At 72.8% G+C, this 18,119-nt stretch carries 15 protein-coding genes; 7 read left to right on the top strand and 8 right to left on the bottom strand.

The genetic code is table 11. The annotated features are described in order from the left end of the window. Positions 1 to 119 precede the first annotated feature (119 nt). A complete protein-coding gene (locus tag ACFRU2_RS09115; protein WP_382969685.1) occupies positions 120 to 602 on the bottom strand; it encodes a hypothetical protein in 483 nt (160 codons plus the stop codon). Positions 603 to 961: 359 nt separating this feature from the next. On the opposite strand from ACFRU2_RS09115, the gene ACFRU2_RS09110 reads away from it, so the two are divergent. The 4 genes from ACFRU2_RS09110 to ACFRU2_RS09095 are packed head-to-tail and all read left to right on the top strand — an operon-like array spanning position 962 to position 5,516. Then, complete coding sequence (locus ACFRU2_RS09110) at positions 962 to 4,021, top strand: nitrate- and nitrite sensing domain-containing protein (protein WP_382969682.1); 3,060 nt, start codon at positions 962 to 964, stop codon at positions 4,019 to 4,021. Next, positions 4,018 to 4,455, top strand: coding sequence for a roadblock/LC7 domain-containing protein (locus tag ACFRU2_RS09105; protein WP_250751327.1), 438 nt, complete (start codon positions 4,018 to 4,020; stop codon positions 4,453 to 4,455). The genes ACFRU2_RS09110 and ACFRU2_RS09105 overlap by 4 nt, the downstream gene beginning before the upstream one ends. Before the next feature lie 10 nt (positions 4,456 to 4,465). Beyond that, positions 4,466 to 4,912, top strand: a complete 447-nt coding sequence (locus ACFRU2_RS09100; RefSeq protein ID WP_274547822.1) for a DUF742 domain-containing protein — start codon at positions 4,466 to 4,468, stop codon at positions 4,910 to 4,912. Beyond that, a complete protein-coding gene (locus tag ACFRU2_RS09095; RefSeq protein ID WP_382969679.1) occupies positions 4,893 to 5,516 on the top strand; it encodes an ATP/GTP-binding protein in 624 nt (207 codons plus the stop codon). Before ACFRU2_RS09100 ends, ACFRU2_RS09095 begins: the two co-directional genes overlap by 20 nt. A 222-nt stretch (positions 5,517 to 5,738) precedes the next feature. Here the strand turns inward: ACFRU2_RS09095 and ACFRU2_RS09090 are convergent, their stop codons facing one another. From ACFRU2_RS09090 to ACFRU2_RS09075, 4 genes are all read right to left on the bottom strand, one after another. Further along, positions 5,739 to 6,929: a lipid-transfer protein gene (locus ACFRU2_RS09090; RefSeq protein WP_274547821.1), complete on the bottom strand. Its 1,191-nt coding sequence runs from the start codon at positions 6,927 to 6,929 to the stop codon at positions 5,739 to 5,741. Continuing rightward, the gene (locus tag ACFRU2_RS09085; protein WP_382969676.1) at positions 6,926 to 7,393 is read right to left on the bottom strand and encodes a Zn-ribbon domain-containing OB-fold protein; all 468 of its coding nucleotides are present in this window, start codon (positions 7,391 to 7,393) and stop codon (positions 6,926 to 6,928) included. The genes ACFRU2_RS09090 and ACFRU2_RS09085 overlap by 4 nt, the downstream gene beginning before the upstream one ends. Positions 7,394 to 7,478: 85 nt before the next feature. After that, positions 7,479 to 7,829 (bottom strand): Mpo1-like protein, encoded by a 351-nt coding sequence (locus ACFRU2_RS09080; protein WP_382969674.1) that lies wholly within the window; start codon positions 7,827 to 7,829, stop codon positions 7,479 to 7,481. A gap of 13 nt (positions 7,830 to 7,842) precedes the next feature. Further along, on the bottom strand, positions 7,843 to 8,562 hold the full coding sequence (locus ACFRU2_RS09075) for a M15 family metallopeptidase (protein ID WP_382970802.1): 720 nt from the start codon (positions 8,560 to 8,562) through the stop codon (positions 7,843 to 7,845). Positions 8,563 to 8,834: 272 nt separating this feature from the next. Here ACFRU2_RS09075 and ACFRU2_RS09070 point away from each other — a divergent pair, with 272 nt between their 5' ends. After that, a complete protein-coding gene (locus tag ACFRU2_RS09070) occupies positions 8,835 to 9,353 on the top strand; it encodes an NUDIX domain-containing protein (protein WP_382969671.1) in 519 nt (172 codons plus the stop codon). A gap of 46 nt (positions 9,354 to 9,399) precedes the next feature. Here the strand turns inward: ACFRU2_RS09070 and ACFRU2_RS09065 are convergent, their stop codons facing one another. Further along, positions 9,400 to 11,850 carry a glycoside hydrolase family 31 protein gene (locus ACFRU2_RS09065; RefSeq protein ID WP_382969668.1) on the bottom strand — a complete coding sequence of 817 codons (2,451 nt, stop codon included), beginning with the start codon at positions 11,848 to 11,850 and terminating at the stop codon, positions 9,400 to 9,402. Positions 11,851 to 12,099: 249 nt separating this feature from the next. Here ACFRU2_RS09065 and ACFRU2_RS09060 point away from each other — a divergent pair, with 249 nt between their 5' ends. Then, positions 12,100 to 14,079: an acetoacetate--CoA ligase gene (locus ACFRU2_RS09060; protein ID WP_382969665.1), complete on the top strand. Its 1,980-nt coding sequence runs from the start codon at positions 12,100 to 12,102 to the stop codon at positions 14,077 to 14,079. A gap of 70 nt (positions 14,080 to 14,149) precedes the next feature. Further along, positions 14,150 to 15,067: a hypothetical protein gene (locus tag ACFRU2_RS09055; protein WP_351441105.1), complete on the top strand. Its 918-nt coding sequence runs from the start codon at positions 14,150 to 14,152 to the stop codon at positions 15,065 to 15,067. 102 nt (positions 15,068 to 15,169) lie between these two features. Here the strand turns inward: ACFRU2_RS09055 and ptsP are convergent, their stop codons facing one another. Next, positions 15,170 to 16,840 (bottom strand): phosphoenolpyruvate--protein phosphotransferase, encoded by a 1,671-nt coding sequence (gene ptsP / locus ACFRU2_RS09050; protein WP_274547812.1) that lies wholly within the window; start codon positions 16,838 to 16,840, stop codon positions 15,170 to 15,172. A gap of 74 nt (positions 16,841 to 16,914) precedes the next feature. Beyond that, positions 16,915 to 17,364 (bottom strand): PTS glucose transporter subunit IIA, encoded by a 450-nt coding sequence (locus tag ACFRU2_RS09045; RefSeq protein WP_250751358.1) that lies wholly within the window; start codon positions 17,362 to 17,364, stop codon positions 16,915 to 16,917. Between the last annotated feature and the right edge of the window lie 755 nt (positions 17,365 to 18,119).

The raw sequence follows: 18,119 nt of genomic DNA, 5'->3' as shown, positions 1-18,119 counted from the left end.
GCTCGGCCCTGGCGGGCCTCCCCGGCTTCGCGCCGCTGCGCCGGACTCCGTCCGGCGGGCCGGAGTCCGGGGGCGCCGGAGTCCGGGGGCGCCGGCCAGGGCATCGGCGCGGGCGCGGCTCAGCCCCGCCCGGTGCCCGTCGGCGGCGGCCAGATGCCGGTCGCCTCGCCGCGCCCGGGTGCGCGGGGCGGCAGCGGAGGCGCCGAGCGGGCCTCCCGGCGCGCCCTGCGGCGCTCGCGCCGCCGGCCGCGCGCCGTGCTGCTGGGCTCCGAGAGCACTCCGTAGCGCTGGTTCCACGCCTGCCGGGTGATCATGACGTCGAGCACGCCCCAGGTGGCCACGACCACCCCCGCTATCCCGCACAGCGACAGCGGAAGGGCCAGCCAGGAGCCGGTGACCGTCAGGAAGAAGGCGATCGTCGCGTCCGTCAGCGTCACGGCGACGATCAGCACCGCCCGCACGGCGGACGTCCGCACCGGATCCGGCATGCGCCGTCGTCCCGCCGGCTGGTCCACCCACAGGACCCGCCCCCGCTGCCCCCCGGGCCCCGTGCCGTCCGTGCTGTTGGCGCCGTCGCCGCCGTCCTCGTACTTCTTCGCCATGGTCGCTCCCTCCCCTCCTCGCGGCCGCTCATGCCCGCCCCGAACAGGTAGACGCACGAAGACGCCGAGAGATTCCCGGATCCCGGACGCGCGGGACGCCCCGAAGTATCGCGGAACGAAGAATTCCAGCCATCCATTCTGCGACGGGGACCGAGGCCCCACCAAGTGTCATCTGCCACATATCGGGCCGCACTTCACCGGATCTTCCGGACAACTCGTGATCTTCGCCCAGGGGTCAGGCCGAAAACGTCCGGACAGGCCTTCGAAGGTTCGCCGTGGCAGTAGTAGGCTCACGCCGTTTAAATGACGGAACACCAACCCCCGGTAACGGGGTTGAGCTGGGGGAGGCTGGGGAGGCCATGCGCTTTCGCGGGAAGTCCATCCGCCGGAAGATCGTGGCGTTGCTCCTTGTGCCGCTCGTCTCCCTGACCGCCCTCTGGGGCTTCGCAACGGTGATCACCGGCCGCCAGGCCGTCCAACTGCTCGGTGTCGCCTACGTCATCGACAAGGTCGGCTACCCGGTGGAGGACGTCGTCCGCGTCATCCAGAAGGAACGCCGCCAGACCCTCGTGGTCATCGGCGACCCGCGCGCCTCCAACGCCACCTCCGAGCTGGCCAAGAGCCGTGCGGCCACCGACGAGGCGGTGGAGAGGATCTCCGCCGACGCCAAGGACCCCGAGGTCGTCGACGAACTCGAGCCGTCCAGCGCCCGGCACCTGAGCTCCATCCTCGAAGCCTTCCGCAGCATCGGGGCACTGCGCAGCGCGGTGGACGGGGGCTCCGTCGACACCAACCAGGCGCTGGAGCTCTACAACCGGCTCGTGGACCCCTGCTACGACTTCCTCATGAACCTCCACGCGCTCGAGGACGTGGAGATGGACAAGCAGGGCCGCGCCCTCGTCGGCATCACCCGCGCCCGCGAAACGCTCTCCCGCCAGGACGCCCTCGTCGCCGGAGCCCTGGCCGCCCGCAACGTCAGCCAGGCGGACGTCCGGCACGTCTCCGACTTCGTGGCCAACCGCAAGCTGCTCTACGAGTTCAACCTCGCGATCCTCCCCGCCGCCGACCGGGAGCAGTTCGAGCAGTACTGGACCAGTCCGGAGAGCCGCGCCCTGCGCGAGGCGGAGGAACGGTTCCTCGTCCAGGGCGCGACCCACAGCCCGCGCAACGTGACCGCCGCCCAGTGGGACGAGGCAACCTCCAAGGTGCTCCAGGACCTCGCCGTCATGGGCACCGCCGCGGGCGACCGCTACCAGAAGCGCGTCGAGCCCGTCGCCATGGACGTCCTCATCCAGGCCGCCCTCGCCGGGGTGCTCGGGTTCATCGCCCTCGTCGTCTCCCTCGTCCTGTCCGTGCGCGTCGGCCGGGACCTGATCCGCGACCTGTCCCGGCTCCGCAAGGAGGCCCACGAGGTCTCCGGCATCCGCCTCCCCGGCGTGATGCGCCGCCTCGCCGCGGGCGAGCACGTGGACGTGGAGACCGAGGCCCCGCGTCTGGAGTACGAGAAGGACGAGGTCGGCCAGGTCGGCCAGGCCCTCAACTCCCTCCAGCGCGCGGCCATCGAGGCCGCCGTCAAGCAGGCGGAGCTCCGTCGCGGCGTGTCCGAGGTGTTCGTCAACCTGGCCCGCCGCAACCAGGTGCTGCTGCACCGCCAGCTCACCCTGCTCGACACCATGGAGCGGCGCACCGAGGACACCGAGGAGCTCGCCGACCTCTTCCGCCTCGACCACATGACCACCCGCATGCGCCGCCACGCCGAGGGCCTGGTGATCCTCTCCGGCGCCGCGCCCTCCCGCCAGTGGCGCAAGCCCATCCAGCTGATGGACGTCGTACGGGCCGCCGTCGCCGAGGTGGAGGACTACGAGCGCGTCGAGGTACGCCGGCTGCCGCGCCTGGGCATCGCCGGTCCGGCCGTGGCCGACGTCACCCACCTCATCGCCGAACTCCTGGAGAACGCCACCGTCTTCTCCCCGCCGCACACGGCGGTCCAGGTGCTCGGTGAGCGCGTGGCCAACGGCTTCACCCTGGAGATCCACGACCGCGGCCTCGGCATGACCCCCGAGGCGCTCTTCGACGCGAACCTCCGGCTCAGCGAGACCTCCGACTTCGAACTCTCCGACACCGACCGGCTCGGCCTGTTCGTCGTCAGCCGCCTCGCGCACCGGCACGAGGTCAAGGTCCGGCTCCAGATCAGCCCCTACGGAGGCACCACCGCGGTGGTCTTCCTCCCGGTGACCCTGCTGACGGAGGCTCCCGAGACCAACGGCACCGGCATCCGGCTGGCCGGCGGCAGGGTGTCCGGAGGCGCGGTCGGCCCCGCCCGCCCGAAGGCCGTCGCCGAGGGCAACGGCACCGACCGCCTGCTCCCGGCCGGCGCCGAACTGCGCGGCCCCGTCGAGCTGGAGGCCCCGATCGGCATGCTGGGGCTGGACGAGCCCGTCCCGGCCCAGGAAGACACCGCCACCGCCCGCGCGGGCTCCGCCGGAACCATCGGGCTCACCGGGGTCTCCGGAGCCAACGGCAGGCCCGCCATGGCCACCCTCGACGACGAGACCCCGCCGAACGGCATCTCGCGCAACTCCCTGCTCGGCCTGCGCCCGGGCGCTCGCCCGCACACGGACCGGCACGCCGACCGAGGCGGCTCCCGCAAGGGCGAGCGGGCCGCGGACGGCTCCGGCGACCGCACGGGCCTCTGGAAGGGCGACCGGTCCGCCGAAGCTCCCGCCGAGCGGGGCGGCGCCCGGCTCGGCGAGGGCTTCCGCGACCGCGACCGCAGCCGTGACCGCCGCGACCGCGACCACCGGGACCGCGACCACCGCGACCGCGAGCGGGAGCCCCTGCCGCCCACCGGCCCGGTCCGCCTGGAGCCGGCGCGCGCGGAATCCGTCCGCCCCGACGGCGCCCGCTCGCCCGGCGCCGTACCGCTCCCGCGCCGCCGCCCCACCCCGACCCTGGTGGCCGAGCACGGCCGCCGCGTCGAGCCCCGCCCCGTATCGGCGGTCCCCGACCCCGCGCAGGGGGGGCCGGTTCCGAACGGCCCGGTCCACCCCGCGACGGCGCCCGCCGGGGCGACCCTGCCCCGGCGGATCCGCCAGGCCAGCCTCGCGCCCCAGCTCAAGGACGGGCCGGCCAAGGCACCCGCCGGAGCCGCCGCCGAGCCGGTGGCCGACCGCGACGCCGAGGACGTACGCCGTCGCATGTCCTCGCTCCAGCGCGGCTGGACCGCGGGCCGCGACCACCACGCGCGGCAACGGGCGGAACAGGCCGCACCGGCGCAGCAGACCACGCAGGCCCCGCACCCTCAGCAGGCCGAACAGACACGCCAAGCGCAGCAGAACGCACCACACCAGTCCGTGACCGAGGCCGGCACTCCTGCCGCCACCGGTTCCGGTAGCGAGAACGAAGGGGACGGTCGATGACCGCACCGCAGTCCGGCAACGACACCAGGGGCCGTGGCTCCGGCCCCCTCAACTGGCTCCTCGACGAGCTCGTCGACCGGGTCGCCAGCATCCGCAAGGCAGTGGTCCTCTCGGGCGACGGCCTGCCCACCGGCAGCTCCAAGGACCTCACCCGGGAGGACAGCGAGCACCTGGCCGCCGTGGCCTCCGGTTTCCACAGCCTGGCCAAGGGCGTCGGCCGCCACTTCGACTCCGGTCGGGTCCGCCAGACCGTGGTCGAGCTGGACGAGGCGTTCCTGTTCGTCATGGCGGCCGGCGACGGAAGCTGCCTGGCCGTGCTCGCGGACTCCGACTCCGACGTCGGCCAGGTCGCGTACGAGATGACCCTCATGGTCAAGCGGGTCGGTGACCACCTGGCGACCGCCCCGCGCACCGGGCTGCCAGCCGGAGGGTGAGTCGGACGGCATGAGCGATCCTGGCCAGGACCACCCCGCCCACCCGCCCGGCACCGCCGCCGACGCGGCTTCCGACGCCGCCGCCGAGCAGTGGTTCGACGACGACGCGGGTCCGGTGGTGCGTCCGTACGCGATGACCCGCGGCCGGACCAGCCACGCCGGGCAGCACCGCCTCGACCTGATCGCACTGGTGGTCGCCGAGTCCGCGGCCGACGACCCGGTCTGGGACACGACGCTGTCCCCGGAACACGCCGACATCCTCGGGCTCTGCCTGCTCCGCCCGCAGTCCGTCGCGGAACTCGCGGCCGAACTCGACCTCGCGGTCGGGGTCGTACGCGTGCTGATCGGCGATCTCGTCGATGACGAACTGGTGCACGTGACCCGGCCGGTCCCCCCGGCCGAACTGCCCGACGAATCCATTCTGCGTGAGGTGATCGATGGCCTTCGGGCGCTCTAGCCGCACCGGCGCCATGCATGCCGTGACGCCGGTCGAGCCGCTGACCCTGAAGATCCTGGTCGCGGGCGGTTTCGGGGTGGGCAAGACCACCCTGGTCAGTGCGGTGAGCGAGATCAGACCGCTCCGGACGGAGGAACGCCTCTCCGAGCCGGGCCGCACCATCGACGACACCGGGGGAGTGGAGGGCAAGAGCACCACCACGGTGGCCATGGACTTCGGGCGCATCACCCTGCGCGAGGACCTGGTGCTGTACCTGTTCGGCACCCCCGGACAGGACCGCTTCTGGTTCCTGTGGGACGAGCTGGCCCAGGGCTCGCTCGGCGCCGTCGTCCTCGCGGACACCCGGCGGCTCTCCGACTGCTTCGCCGCCATCGACTACTTCGAGCGCCGCGAGATCCCCTTCGTGGTCGCCGTGAACTGCTTCGACGGAGCGGAGCAGTACCCCGTGGTGACCGTGCGGGAAGCCCTGGACCTCGTTCCCGAGGTACCGGTGCTGCTGTGCGACGCACGGGACCGGGAGTCGGTGAAGGACGTCCTGGTGGGGGTCGTGGAACACGCGATGACCCTGGCCAGGGCCCGCCGCCAGAGCCTGACGACGCCCTAGGCCGTCTCCCGGCGCCTCCCGGCGCCTCCCTCGGACCGGGCCGCGACATGGAGGCGGCCCGTACCCCCGCCGACTGGGGTACGGGCCGCAGCTCTCATGGGGGGATCAGGGGATCCCGGTCGCGTCGCGGGACCGTGGAGAGAGTGTGAACCCGCCACCGGGGGCCGTCAAGCGTTCGGACAGCAGCCGCAGTTCAGCGGCCCCACCGGCATGGACCGCCGCTCAACGCACGGCGACGACCGCCGATCCGTGCCCGAACAGGCCCTGGTTCGCGGTGATTCCGGCCCGCGCCCCCGCCACCTGCCGCTCCCCGGCCGTGCCCCGGAGCTGCCAGGTCAGCTCGCACACCTGGGCGATGGCCTGCGCCGGCACGGCCTCCCCGAACGAGGCCAGTCCACCACTGGTGTTGACCGGGATCCGCCCGCCCAGCGCGGTCGCGCCCTCACGCACGAGCTTGGCCCCTTCGCCCTCGCCGCACAGGCCGATGTCCTCGTACCACTCCAACTCCAGTGCGGTGGACAGGTCGTAGACCTCGGCGAGCGAGAGGTCGTCCGGCCCGAGCCCCGCCTCCTCGTACGCGGCCCGTGCGATCGAGGCGCGGAAGGAGCCGGACCCCGCCACCCCGGCCGTCACCGAGTCGGTGGCGATGTCCGGCAGGTCCAGGACGGTACGGGGATAGGTGGGCGTCACCGTGGACACGGCCCGGATCCGCACCGGGTCCGCGACCCCGCGCGAGCGTGCGAAGTCCATGCTGCTCAGCACCAGCGCCGCGCCCCCGTCGGAGGTGGCGCAGATGTCGAGCAGCCGCAGCGGATCGGCGACGATCGCCGAGGCGGCCACCTCCTCTGCGGTCACGGCCTTGCGGTAGCGGGCGTTCGGGTTCAGCAGCCCCGCCGCCGCGTTCTTCACCTTGACCTGCGCGAAGTCCTCACCGGTGTCCCCGTACAGGGCCATCCGGCGCCGGGCGTACAGCGCGAAGTACGCCGGGTTCGTGGCCCCCAGGACCCGGAAGCGCAACCAGTCGGGGTCGTCGGGGCGGTCCCCGCCCGCGGGCGCGAAGAACCCCTTCGGGGCGGCGTCCGCCCCGACCACCAGCACCACGTCGGCGAGCCCGGCCAGGATCTGCGCCCGGGCCGCGCCGATGGCCTGGGCGCCGGACGCGCAGGCCGCGTACACGCTGGTCACGCGTGCGCCCTGCCAGCCGAGTGCCTGCGCGAAGGTGGCTCCGGCCACGTAGCCGGGGTAGCCCGAGCGCACGGTGTCGGCCCCCACGATGGACTGCACGTCGGTCCAGTCCAGCCCGGCGTCGGCGAGCGCGGCCCGCGCGGCGGCCCGCCCGTACTCGACGAAGCTGCGGCCCCACTTGCCCCACGGGTGCATGCCGGCCCCGAGGACGGCGATGTCGGCGCTCACTGCTCCACCCCCACGGGGCGGAAGTTCCAGGTGGTCCAGGCGGTGCCGTCGGCATCCTCGTTCAGCACGCCGCCGACCACCTCGACCTCCATCCCGACCGCCAGGTCACCGACGCCCACCCCGGGCGCGGCCTGCCCGAGCACGACCATCCCCTCGGCCTCCAGCTCCACGGCGACCAGGGTGTACGGGGTCCAGGGCGCGTCCGGGTCGGACACGTACGGCGCGGGCGGCCGGTACCGCCCGTCCGTGTAGGACCAGACCCGGCCGCGCGGGGACAGCGGGGTCTCGGCGAGCTCACCGCCGCCCGGGCAGCCCGGATTGCGGCAGTACGCGTCCTCGCGCGGGAAGAACACGGCGGCGCAGGCGGAGCACCGGGTGCCGAGCAGCCGGAACCCGCCGTCCGCGCCGTCCGCGGCATCCCCGGTGAACCACCCGCTGACCACGGGTGTGCGTGTGCGTTCCAAGACCCCTCCCGAAACCGACATCTGACGAAGCGTCAGAAGTCTGTCAGGGAACGAGCGGGAGCGCACCCCCGGGAACGCGGTCCTCCTACGCCTTCTCACGCGGGTTCTCGGCGAGCCACTTCCGCGCGATCTCGCCGAGCTCCGCGTCCCGCCCGGCCAGCATCATCCGGATCATCTGCGCGTCCCCGCGCAGCGACCACCCCGGGTTGCCGAAGGTGGCCGGGTTGTTCCGCTCGATCAGGAAGTGCGCCGGCCACGCCGTCCCGTACCCGATCAGCGGGAGCGCGGCGAGGTACCGCTTCCGGCCGCGGGCCAGCCCGTAGACGGTGAGGACGAGGCCGGAGAGGGTGCCGGTCAGGTGGATCCAGCGGGTGGCGGCGCGGGAGTGCATGGCGACGTAGTAGGGCCAGAACTCCTCGTACGAACTGAATGTCATGCGGGCACGGTACTCAGCGGTGCACGGAGGCGACAGAGACGGGGAAATCGAAGTACGCGTCCGGGAACGCCTCCGGCCGGTAGGTGAAATGCCACCACTCCTGGGGCAGGTTCACGAACCCCTGCCGGCCGAGCACCCGCCTGAGGAGGTCCCGGTTCTCACGGGCCGGACCCGTCACCCGCGGGCTGTCGGTGTGCGCGAGCGGATCGAAGAAGTCGAACGGAGTCCCCATGTCGAGCGGCCCCCGCCCGAGCCGGGTCAAGGTCACGTCGACGGTGCTGCCACGGCTGTGCCCGGACTTCTCGGCGATGTACCCCTCCGGGATCAGCCGGTCCTTGGCCACCTCCGGATAGAACTCCGCCTTGGTCCGCTGATCCGCCACGTCCCCGGCCCAGCGCACGAACCGGTCGACGGCCCGCTGCGGCCGGTAGCAGTCGTACACCAGCAGCGAGTACCCCCGCCGCAGCACCTCCCGCTGCGCCCGCCGCAACGCCTCGGCGGCGGGCCGGGCGAGCAGGCAGACGGGCTCCTCGTATCCGTCCACGACCGCCCCGGTGAAGTTCCGCGCCGTGGCGTACCGCATGTCCTGCCCGATAGTCGCATCCACCTCGGCAACCACGGCGAACCCCCGGCCCCCGACCCCGCCCGACCTCACCCCAACGACACCGCCCGGGGCCACTACTCCCGCCGCCCTCACCGCGCCCGCCGCCCTCACCGCCTCCGCCGCAGCCATCGCGTCCGGCGCAGCCACCTCGCTCACCGCGCCTGGCGCAGTCACAGTGCCCACCGTGCCCGGCGCAGTCACCGCCCCGGGCGCCCCTGCTGTTCGGGGCCCGGTCCCGGTTCCCGGCGCGTGCGCTCCAGACGGGATCACCGCCTCTGGCGCTGCCGCTACCCCTGGCGCAGCCGCCGCGCCCGGCGTGACCGCCGCCGCCAGCAGTCCCAGTGCGCCCACCCATCCCGCAACGACAGCCATCCGCATGCCCCTTGGCATACCATCACCGCATGCCGGCGCACCTGAAGGACTCGCACTGCTCCGCCTGTGGAGCCCTGTTCGATTCGGCCGACTGGCCCCGTACCTGCCCCTCGTGCGGCGCCGTCGCCTACCGCAATCCCCTCCCGGTCGCCGTCGCCCTGCTCCCCGTCGAGGACGAGCTCGGCACCGGCCTGGTGGTCATCACCCGCACCATCGAGCCCGCCCTCGGCGGCATCGCCCTGCCCGGCGGGTTCATGGACTTCGGCGAGGACTGGCGCGAGTCGGTCGTCCGCGAACTCCGCGAGGAGACCGGCATCCACGCCCCGGCCTCCGAGGTCGCCCTCGCCGACACCCTCAGCTCCCCGGCCGGCCACCTGCTCGTCTTCGGCCTCCTGCCCGTCCGCCCCGCCGCCTCCCTCCCGGCGTCGGCCCCGACGGATGAAACCACCGGCTGGCACATCCTGCGAGGCCCGGAGCAGCTGGCGTTCCCGCTCCACACGCAGGCCGCCGGAGCCTGGTTCGAGGGCCGGTACACGCGTACGCCCTAGGGGGCCGGGCCGGGCCGGCCGGGCCCCAGCCGCTGCCCCCGGCCGCTCAGAGCCCCCGCAGCACCACCCCGTCCACCCGCTCCCCGGCCTCGTCCTCCACCACCACCGCGTCCCCGGACCACCGCACCACGTACCGTTCCACCTCCCCCGGCTCGAAGCCCGGCCCCGGGTCCCGGATCACCACCCCGCCGCCCGTGCGGCCCCGCGCCGGAGCCCACACCTCCAGGGCCACCGACCCGTCGGCCGCCCGCACCGGCAGCAGCGCGCCCGCCCGTGCCAGCACCGGGATCCGGTCGGCCGGGGCGTCCAGCAGGATCTGGCCGGGTCCCTCGTACGCCCGGCCCGTCGCCGTGTCGTACCAGCGCCCGCGCGGCAACCGCACCGCCCGCCGGTCCGACCCGCACTCCAGCACCGGAGCCACCAGCAGGGCGTCACCGAGCAGGAACGCGTCCTCGCAGTCCCGTAGCGCCCGGTCCTCCGGAGCCCCCCACCACAACGGCCGCACGTACGGCGCCCCGGTCCGCCGCGCCAGATGGGCCAGCGTCACGAAGTACGGGCGCAGCCGCTCCCGTTCCGCCAGGACGGCCCGCGCGGCCCGGGTGGTCTCCTCCCCGAACTCCCACGGCTCCCGACGGCCGGCGAAGATCGCCGAGTGGGTGCGGAACAGCGGCAGGTACGCCCCCAGTTGCAGCCACCGCAGGTACAACTCCGGCGAGGGCGAACCCCAGAAGCCCCCGACGTCCGGCCCCGAGTACGGCACCCCGCACAGCCCGAGGCCCAGCACCAGGGCCAGCGAGGCCCGCAGCCCGTCCCAGCTGCTCGCCACGTCACCCGACCACGTGCCCCCGTACCGCTGCATCCCCGCCCACCCCGACCGGGAGAAGAGGAACGGCCGCTCGGCCGGCCGCAGCCGTACGAGCCCCTCCCAGCCGGCGCGCGCCATCGCGAGGGCGTACACGTTGTGCGCCTCGCGGTGGTCCCCGCCGGCCCCCTCCAGTGCGTGCCGCGCCGAACGGGGGAGCGTCCGCTCCCCGAACGGGGCGAAGGAGACCGGCTCGTTCATGTCGTGCCAGACCCCGGCGAAGCCCTGCGCGAGCCGCTCCTCGTACAGCCCGCCCCACCACCGCCGCACCGCCGGATCCGTGAAGTCCGGGTACGCGCACTCGCCCGGCCACACCTCGCCGCGGACCTCCCGGCCCGCCCGGTCCCGTACGAAGGCTCCGTGCGCGCCGACCGCGAGCCCCGCGGTGTGCACCGGATCCCCGGCCTTCACCGCCGGGTCGACGATGGAGACCAGCCGGACGCCGCCATCCGCCAACTCCCGTGCCAGCCCCGGCAGATCGGGGAAGCGCCCGCGGTCCACGGTGAAGACCCGGTGGCCGTCGTAGTGGTCGATGTCCAGATGTACGGCCGACAGCGGCAGCCCGTGCTCCGCGTACCCCGCCACGATCCGGCGCACCTCCGCCGCGCTGCCGAACCCCCAGCGGGCGTGCTGGTACCCGAGCGCCCAGTCCGGAGGCACGGCGGCCCCACCCGTCAGTCCGGACCAGCCCTGCAGCACGCGCCCGGGCGGCCCCACCAGCACCCAGCACCGCAAGGGGCCGCCCTCCATGCGCAGTTCACAGGAGCCGGGCCGGTCCGCCCCCGAGCCGGCGCCCTCCTCGCCCTCCCGCAACACCACCCGCCCGTCCCAGGAGTTGTCGTGGAACACCAGGTGCGTACCCGCGTCCGCGACCACCAGCTGTACCGGCATCGTGATGTACAGGGGGTCCTCGCCGGGCCCGGACCCGAACCCGCCCTCGGGATCGGTGTTCCACAGCCGGTAGCTCCCGTCCCGCAACCGCGGCCCCACCGCCCGCCCGCCCAGCCCGAACACCCGCGCGTCCGCCGCCACCTCGCTCCGCAACAGCCACCGCGCGCCACGGCCCCGCCCGCTCGCACCGTCGCCGCCGCCCGTCCCCCCGGCTCCGCCCGCCCCGCCACCGCCGGCGGAGCCGCCCGCCGCACCGCTCCCGGACCCGGCGGAGCCCCCCGGTACCGGGTCCCACCACCGCGGCGGCAGATCCCGCCGCAGCACCGTCCCGCCGGGGGTGCGCACCTCCACCGCCCCGTGCCGGGAGACCGCCACCGTCACGCGCTCGGACACCACCCGCCACCCGCCGTCGGTGTCCGGCTCCAGCTCGGCGCGCGGATCCGGCTCCGGGCCGCTGCCCACCACCGCGTACGAGGGCGTCGGCGCGGCACCGTCCCAGCCCCAGAACACCGCCCCGCCCACGGTGACCCGGATCAGCAGCTCCGAACGGGTGAACCGGAGCACCCCGCCGCCCGGCCGGGCCTCGGTACCGGTCAGCAGGCCCGGCACCCGCGCCCGCTCCGCACCCCGGGGCGCGAGCCCCGCCGCGTCCACGCGCCGGTTGCGCCAGGCCGAGCGCCAGGCGCGCCGTCCCCGCTCGCCGCCCAGGTCCTTCACCGCACGCACCAGCCCACGACCATCCATGGCGCCCACCCTGCCACCGCCACCTGGCCCAGAAGGCGCCGTTCAACTGCCGTTCACCCGCAAAAGGATCACGGCCGACCGCCGATGACGGCTCTGGTGCGGATGTCGATCACATGGCATCGTCCCTGTGAGCCCCCGTGCGCACACCCCGCGCGCGATGGCACCGTACGAACACCACATGTCACACCACACGCCAGACCACGACACGCCCACGAAGCGCGAACCGCAGACGTGACCGGGAGCCGACGCATGACCGCAGCAGCCACCTCCTCCGAGCCCCTCTGGTCCCCGGGCCCCGACCGGATCGCCGCGGCCCGGATCACCGCCTTCCAGTCCTGGGCCGCCGAACACCACGGCGCCCCCGCGGACGGCGGCTACCCGGCCCTGCACAGCTGGTCCGTCGACGCGCTGGACACCTTCTGGCAGGCCGTCGCCGAGTGGTTCGACGTACGGTTCACCACCCCCTACGAGTCCGTCCTCGCGGACCGCTCCATGCCGGGGGCCGTCTGGTTCAAGGGCGCCACCCTCAACTACGCCGAGCACGCCCTGCGCGCCGCCGAGGACCCGGCCCGCGCCGCCGACGCGGCGCTGCTCCACGTGGACGAGACCCACGAGCCCACCCCCGTCACCTGGGCCGAGCTCCGCCGCCAGGTCGGCTCGCTCGCCGCCGAACTGCGCGCCCTCGGCGTGCGCCCCGGCGACCGGGTCAGCGGCTACCTCCCCAACATCCCCGAGGCCGTCACCGCCCTCCTCGCCACCGCAGCCGTCGGCGCCGTCTGGACCTCCTGCGCCCCCGATTTCGGCGCGCGCAGCGTTCTGGACCGCTTCCAGCAGGTGGAGCCGGTGGTCCTCTTCACCGTCGACGGCTACCGCTACGGCGGCAAGGAACACGACCGCCGCGACACCGTCGCCGAACTGCGCGCCGAGCTCCCCTCGCTGCGCGCCGTCGTCCACATTCCGCTCCTCGGTACGCCGGCCCCCGCGGGCGCCCTCGAATGGTCGGCCCTCACCGCGGCCGAGACCGAGCCGGTCTTCGAACCGGTCCCCTTCGACCACCCGCTCTGGGTCCTCTACTCCTCCGGCACCACCGGCCTGCCCAAGGCCATCGTCCAGTCCCAGGGCGGCATCCTCCTCGAACACCTCAAGCAGCTCGGCCTGCACTGCGACCTGGGCCCCGAGGACCGCTTCTTCTGGTACACCTCCACCGGCTGGATGATGTGGAACTTCCTCGTCTCCGGCCTGCTCACCGGAACGACCGTCGTGCTCTACGACGGCAGCCCGGGCTTCCCCGACACCGGTGCCCAATGGCGCATCGCGGAGCGGACCGGGGCCACGCTCTACGGGACCTCCGCCGCCTACGTGATGGCCTGCCGCAAGGCCGAGGTCCACCCCTCCCGCGACTTCGACCTCTCCGCGGTGAAGTGCGTGGCCACCACCGGATCCCCGCTGCCGCCCGACGGCTTCCGCTGGCTCCACGACGAGGTGGCCGAGGACCTCTGGATCGCCTCCGTCAGCGGCGGCACCGACGTCTGCAGCTGCTTCGCCGGCGCCGTCCCCACCCTCCCCGTCCACATCGGCGAGCTCCAGGCCGCCTGCCTGGGCACGGACCTCCAGGCCTGGGACCCCTCCGGCAAGCCCGTCATCGGCGAGGTCGGCGAGCTCGTCGTCACCAACCCCATGCCGTCCATGCCGATCCGCTTCTGGAACGACCCGGACGGCAGCCGCTACCGCGACAGCTACTTCGAGATGTTCCCGGGCACCTGGCGCCACGGTGACTGGATCACGATCACCGACCACGGCTCCGTCGTCATCCACGGCCGCTCCGACTCCACCCTGAACCGGCAGGGCGTCCGGATGGGCTCCGCCGATATCTACGAGGCCGTAGAGCGACTGCCCGAAATCAAGGAATCGCTGGTCATCGGTCTGGAGGAGCCGAACGGCGGGTACTGGATGCCGCTCTTCGTCCACCTCGTGCCCGGCGCCGTCCTCGACGACGCCCTCCGCTCCCGGATCAAGGCCACGATCCGCGAGGAGCTCTCCCCCCGCCACGTCCCCGACGAGATCATCGAGGTCCCCGGGATCCCCCACACCCTCACCGGCAAGCGCATCGAGGTCCCGGTCAAGCGCCTCCTCCAGGGCGCCCCGATGGCCAAGGCGGTCAACCCCGGCTCGGTGGACAACCTCGACCTCCTGCGCTTCTACGAGGAGCTCGCCCGCACCCGCGGCTGACGCGAGCGGCCACTGTCAGTGGCCATGATTACTCTGAGTGAGCAAGCGATCGCTTCACTCAGGGGGAACCATGCCACGCTCGAACGACACCGGGACCGCCACCACCACGGGCCGTCCCGCCCGCACCGGCAGGCGCCGCACCCTGCGCCGCGAAGTCCCCAGCACCGTCGGCCTCCTGGCCGACGCCGGGGACTTCGCGGCCATGCGCGGGTACCGCAGCTTCACCTTCGACGACCACCGCGACTACCTGGACCACGTGGACCGGCTGCTCCGCTCCCTCGCGGCCCGGGGCATCCACATCACCGTCGCCCTCTTCGACCCGGTGGAGTACGCCGACTTCTGCGCGGACCGCGGACTGGACCCGGACACCCCAGGAGCCCGCACCCGCTTCACCGCCGAACTGGGCGGCGCCACCGGCGGCCTCCCCTATGCCGGCCAGCCCATCGACGAACTGGTCCCGCTCCTCGTGGACTCGGCCGTCCGGCAGGCCACCTGGGAGTACGCGAGCTCGCTGCTGGCCGAAGTGGGCCGCTGCGCCGACTGCGGGGAGGACATCGGGACCGCCTCCTTCGAGCGTGCCGCCGAGGCGCTCCGGCGCCTCGTGGACCGGGCCGGTCCGGGCCACCACCACCTGGTGTGCAGCGTCCCGGCCCCGGAGGAACAGCTCGTGGCGGTCCTGCACGCCGACACCGGCCCCGGCGGCCGGCCCCGGGTCGACGGCCGCGACGGCCTCGACTTCGTGACCGTACTCGCCGCGGGCCTGGCCCTCGGCGGACCCGGGGGACTGGTCCTGCGCACCACCACCGAGGGAGACCGGGACCGCGTCCACGGCTGGCGCCTGGACCGCGGCCGCCTGGTACCCCTCTCGGCAGCCGCAGTCTTCAACGCCTACTGCACCGACGCCGACACCGGAGAGCCCGTGGGCCCCGAGCCCGGCGTCGAATACTGCCCCGGCTACGAGGTGGACGAGCCGGGCCCGCACCACTGAGCCGGGCGCACCCCACCCGCAGGCAACGGCCGAGGGGCCCCCGCCACCGGCGAAGGCCCCTCGAACGTCACTCCACACCAACCGGCGCGGTGCTTCCTCTTCCTACTCCCCGGACAGCACTGCCTGGGCGGCCACCCGGGCCTCCTCGGCGGTGTCCGAGGCACGCGCGGCGGCAGCCGCACGCTCGCACTGAGCGAGGGTGTACTTGGCCAGCGTCGCCCGCACGTAGGGAATCGAAGCGGCACCCATCGAGAGAGAGGTGACACCCAGACCCGTCAGCACACAGGCCAGCAGCGGGTCGGAGGCGGCCTCGCCACAGACGCCGCAGCTCTTGCCCTCGGCCTTGGCGGCCTCGGCCGACATGGCGATCAGGTCGAGCAGCGCGGGCTGCCACGGGTCCTGCAGCCGCGATACGGCACCGACCTGACGGTCGGCGGCGAAGGCGTACTGGGCCAGGTCGTTGGTGCCCAGCGAGAGGAACTCGACCTCCTGGAGGATCGAGCGCGCCCGCAGCGCGGCGGAGGGGATCTCCACCATCGCACCGAACTTCGCCTTCAGACCGGCCTCGCGGCAGGCGTCCGCGAACGCCTTGGCGTCGATGCGGTCGGCCACCATCGGGGCCATGACCTCGAGGTAGACGGGCAGCCCCTCGGCGGCCTTGGCCAGCGCGGTGAGCTGCGTACGCAGCACGTCCGGGTGGTCGAGCAGCGAACGCAGGCCACGGACACCCAGAGCCGGGTTCGGCTCGTCGGCCGGGGTCAGGAAGTCCAGCGGCTTGTCGGCGCCGGCATCCAGAACGCGTACGACGACACGACCCTCGGGGAAGGCTTCGAGGACCTTGCGGTACGACTCGACCTGCTTCTGCTCGGTCGGCGCGTGCTTGCTGTCGTCCAGGAAGAGGAACTCGGTGCGGAACAGGCCCACACCCTCGGCCCCGGCATCGACGGCCGCCGGCACGTCCGCGGGACCGCCGATGTTGGCGAGCAGCGGAACCTTGTGACCGTCGGACGTGGCGCCCGGACCGGAAGAAGCGGAGAGAGCCGCCTTGCGCTCGGCGGCCGCCGCCTCCAGCTCGGCCCGCTTCGCCGCGCTCGGCTCCACGAACAGGTCGCCGGTGCTGCCGTCGACGGCGATGACCGTACCTTCGGCGATCTCACCGGCACCCGGCAGCGCCACGATGGCCGGCACGCCCAGCGCCCGCGCGAGGATCGCGCTGTGGCTGGTCGGGCCGCCTTCCTCGGTCACGAAACCGAGGACCAGCGCCGGGTCGAGCAGAGCGGTGTCGGCGGGAGCCAGGTCCCGAGCGATCAGCACGTACGGCTCGTCGCTGTCGGGCACACCCGGCATCGGCACGCCGAGCAGGCGCGCGACGATGCGGTTGCGCACGTCGTCCAGGTCGGCCACGCGGCCCGCCATGTACTCACCCGCACCGGCGAGCAGGTCACGGTAGGCGGCGAACGCGTCGTACACACCGCGCTCGGCGGTGCTGCCGACGGCGATGCGCCGGTCGACGTCCGCCATGAGCTCGGGGTCCGTGGCGATCATCGCCTGGGCCTCGAGCACGTGCTGGGCCTCGCCACCGGCCAGCTGGCCCCGGGCGATCAGGTCGGCCGATACGGCTTCCACGGCCTGACGGGCGCGCCCCTGCTCGCGCTCCGCCTCGTCCGCGGTGATCTGCTTCGCCGGCGGTTCGAGAACCGCCGTGCCCATGTGCCGAACCTCGCCGATCGCCACACCGTGGCTCACGCCGACGCCTCGCAGCGTTGTCTCCATTTCACCCGTCTCCGATTGAGCGGCGGGTCCACCCGCCGCGTTGGATGTCCAGTTCGCCTGAGCAGGCGGATACGTCACTGCCAGCCGAAGAGAACGTCTCCGGCCTTCATGTCTCCGGCCTCGACGACGTCAGTGAGGGAGTCGGCAGTCGCTTCCAGCGCCACGACGGGGCAGATGGGGGACTTGCCGGCAGCCTCGACGGCCGCGGGGTCCCAGCGAATGACCTCCTGGCCGCGGGTCACGGTGTCGCCCTTGTTGACGAGCAGCTCGAAGCCCTCGCCGTTGAGCTGAACGGTGTCGATGCCCAGGTGCGTGAGCACACCGTGGCCTTCACTGTCGACGACCACGTACGCGTGCGGGTGCAGGGAGACCACTACACCGTCCACGGGGGACACAGCCGCCGAAGGCTCGCGCACGGGATCAATGGCGGTACCCGGTCCCACCATCGCGCCGGAGAACACCGGATCGGGCACTGCCGCGAGTCCGATCGCGGTCCCGGCAAGTGGGGACGTCACGCTGGTCATGGGGGCCTCCCAGGGGTGGGGCTTCGTCGTGTCGCCGTCACTACCTGTCGCGAACGGCGTACTCTCCAGAAGGATAAGTCACAAGATGTTCGGGTTCGCCCGATGTTGGTCCCGAACTGGACTGGTCCTTCGGCACGGAGACTAGTGGACTAGACCGGTGGACTAGACCATACGCCTGAATCGATTTGCTTGGGCCCTGCCCGACCTGTACTGTCGTGACTCCCGCCAGGAAGCCCCGCGTGAACATTTCGCGAACGGCAGATGGACGGGACTCCCCCTCTCTCTAGTTTCCGATCTTGATCTCTGCGTTCTTTCCGCATGCCTATTCGGCAAAACGGAGAGTGGTCAGGGAGAAGGAAAAGGACTGATAGAGTCGGACTCGCCGGAAAGGGAAGCCGCGAAAGCGGATGACCTGGAAGGCGGAAAACAAGCGAGACAGACTCTGATAGAGTCTGAAACGCAAGAACAGAACAGAACGAAAGCCCGGAGGAAAGCCCCAGTAATTGTTACTGAGGGTGAGTACAAAGGAAGCGTCCGTTCCTTGAGAACTCAACAGCGTGCCAAAAATCAACGCCAAAAAGTTGATACCCCGTCCACCTCGGTGGATGAGGTTCCTTTGAAAAAAGACCTGTGAGGTCGCAGCTTCGGCTGCTTCGCTTGCAGGCAATTACACAGCGAGGACGCAGTGGACGGTCGGTCTTATTCCGACATGACTGTCCCGCTCTAAGTGCGTGTGCACCCGATTACGGGTAAAC

It is taken from the genome of Streptomyces sp. NPDC056883 (assembly GCF_042788835.1).
GTDB lineage: Bacteria > Actinomycetota > Actinomycetes > Streptomycetales > Streptomycetaceae > Streptomyces > Streptomyces stoeckheimensis.
This window is presented reverse-complemented; position numbering and strand designations above follow the sequence as displayed.

Excerpts from the sequence above, each read along its gene's own strand:
- ACFRU2_RS09065 (WP_382969668.1), bottom strand. The coding sequence starts at position 11,850 with ATGGATGGTCGTGGGCTGGTGCGTGCGGTGAAGGACCTGGGCGGCGAG.
- ACFRU2_RS09100 (WP_274547822.1), top strand. The coding sequence starts at position 4,466 with ATGAGCGATCCTGGCCAGGACCACCCCGCCCACCCGCCCGGCACCGCC.
- ACFRU2_RS09055 (WP_351441105.1), top strand. The coding sequence starts at position 14,150 with ATGCCACGCTCGAACGACACCGGGACCGCCACCACCACGGGCCGTCCC.
- ACFRU2_RS09070 (WP_382969671.1), top strand. The coding sequence starts at position 8,835 with ATGCCGGCGCACCTGAAGGACTCGCACTGCTCCGCCTGTGGAGCCCTG.
- ACFRU2_RS09045 (WP_250751358.1), bottom strand. The coding sequence starts at position 17,364 with ATGACCAGCGTGACGTCCCCACTTGCCGGGACCGCGATCGGACTCGCG.
- ACFRU2_RS09080 (WP_382969674.1), bottom strand. The coding sequence starts at position 7,829 with ATGACATTCAGTTCGTACGAGGAGTTCTGGCCCTACTACGTCGCCATG.
- ACFRU2_RS09115 (WP_382969685.1), bottom strand. The coding sequence starts at position 602 with ATGGCGAAGAAGTACGAGGACGGCGGCGACGGCGCCAACAGCACGGAC.
- ACFRU2_RS09075 (WP_382970802.1), bottom strand. The coding sequence starts at position 8,562 with ATGGCTGCGGCGGAGGCGGTGAGGGCGGCGGGCGCGGTGAGGGCGGCG.
- ACFRU2_RS09060 (WP_382969665.1), top strand. The coding sequence starts at position 12,100 with ATGACCGCAGCAGCCACCTCCTCCGAGCCCCTCTGGTCCCCGGGCCCC.
- ACFRU2_RS09110 (WP_382969682.1), top strand. The coding sequence starts at position 962 with ATGCGCTTTCGCGGGAAGTCCATCCGCCGGAAGATCGTGGCGTTGCTC.
- ACFRU2_RS09095 (WP_382969679.1), top strand. The coding sequence starts at position 4,893 with ATGGCCTTCGGGCGCTCTAGCCGCACCGGCGCCATGCATGCCGTGACG.
- ACFRU2_RS09105 (WP_250751327.1), top strand. The coding sequence starts at position 4,018 with ATGACCGCACCGCAGTCCGGCAACGACACCAGGGGCCGTGGCTCCGGC.
- ptsP (WP_274547812.1), bottom strand. The coding sequence starts at position 16,840 with ATGGAGACAACGCTGCGAGGCGTCGGCGTGAGCCACGGTGTGGCGATC.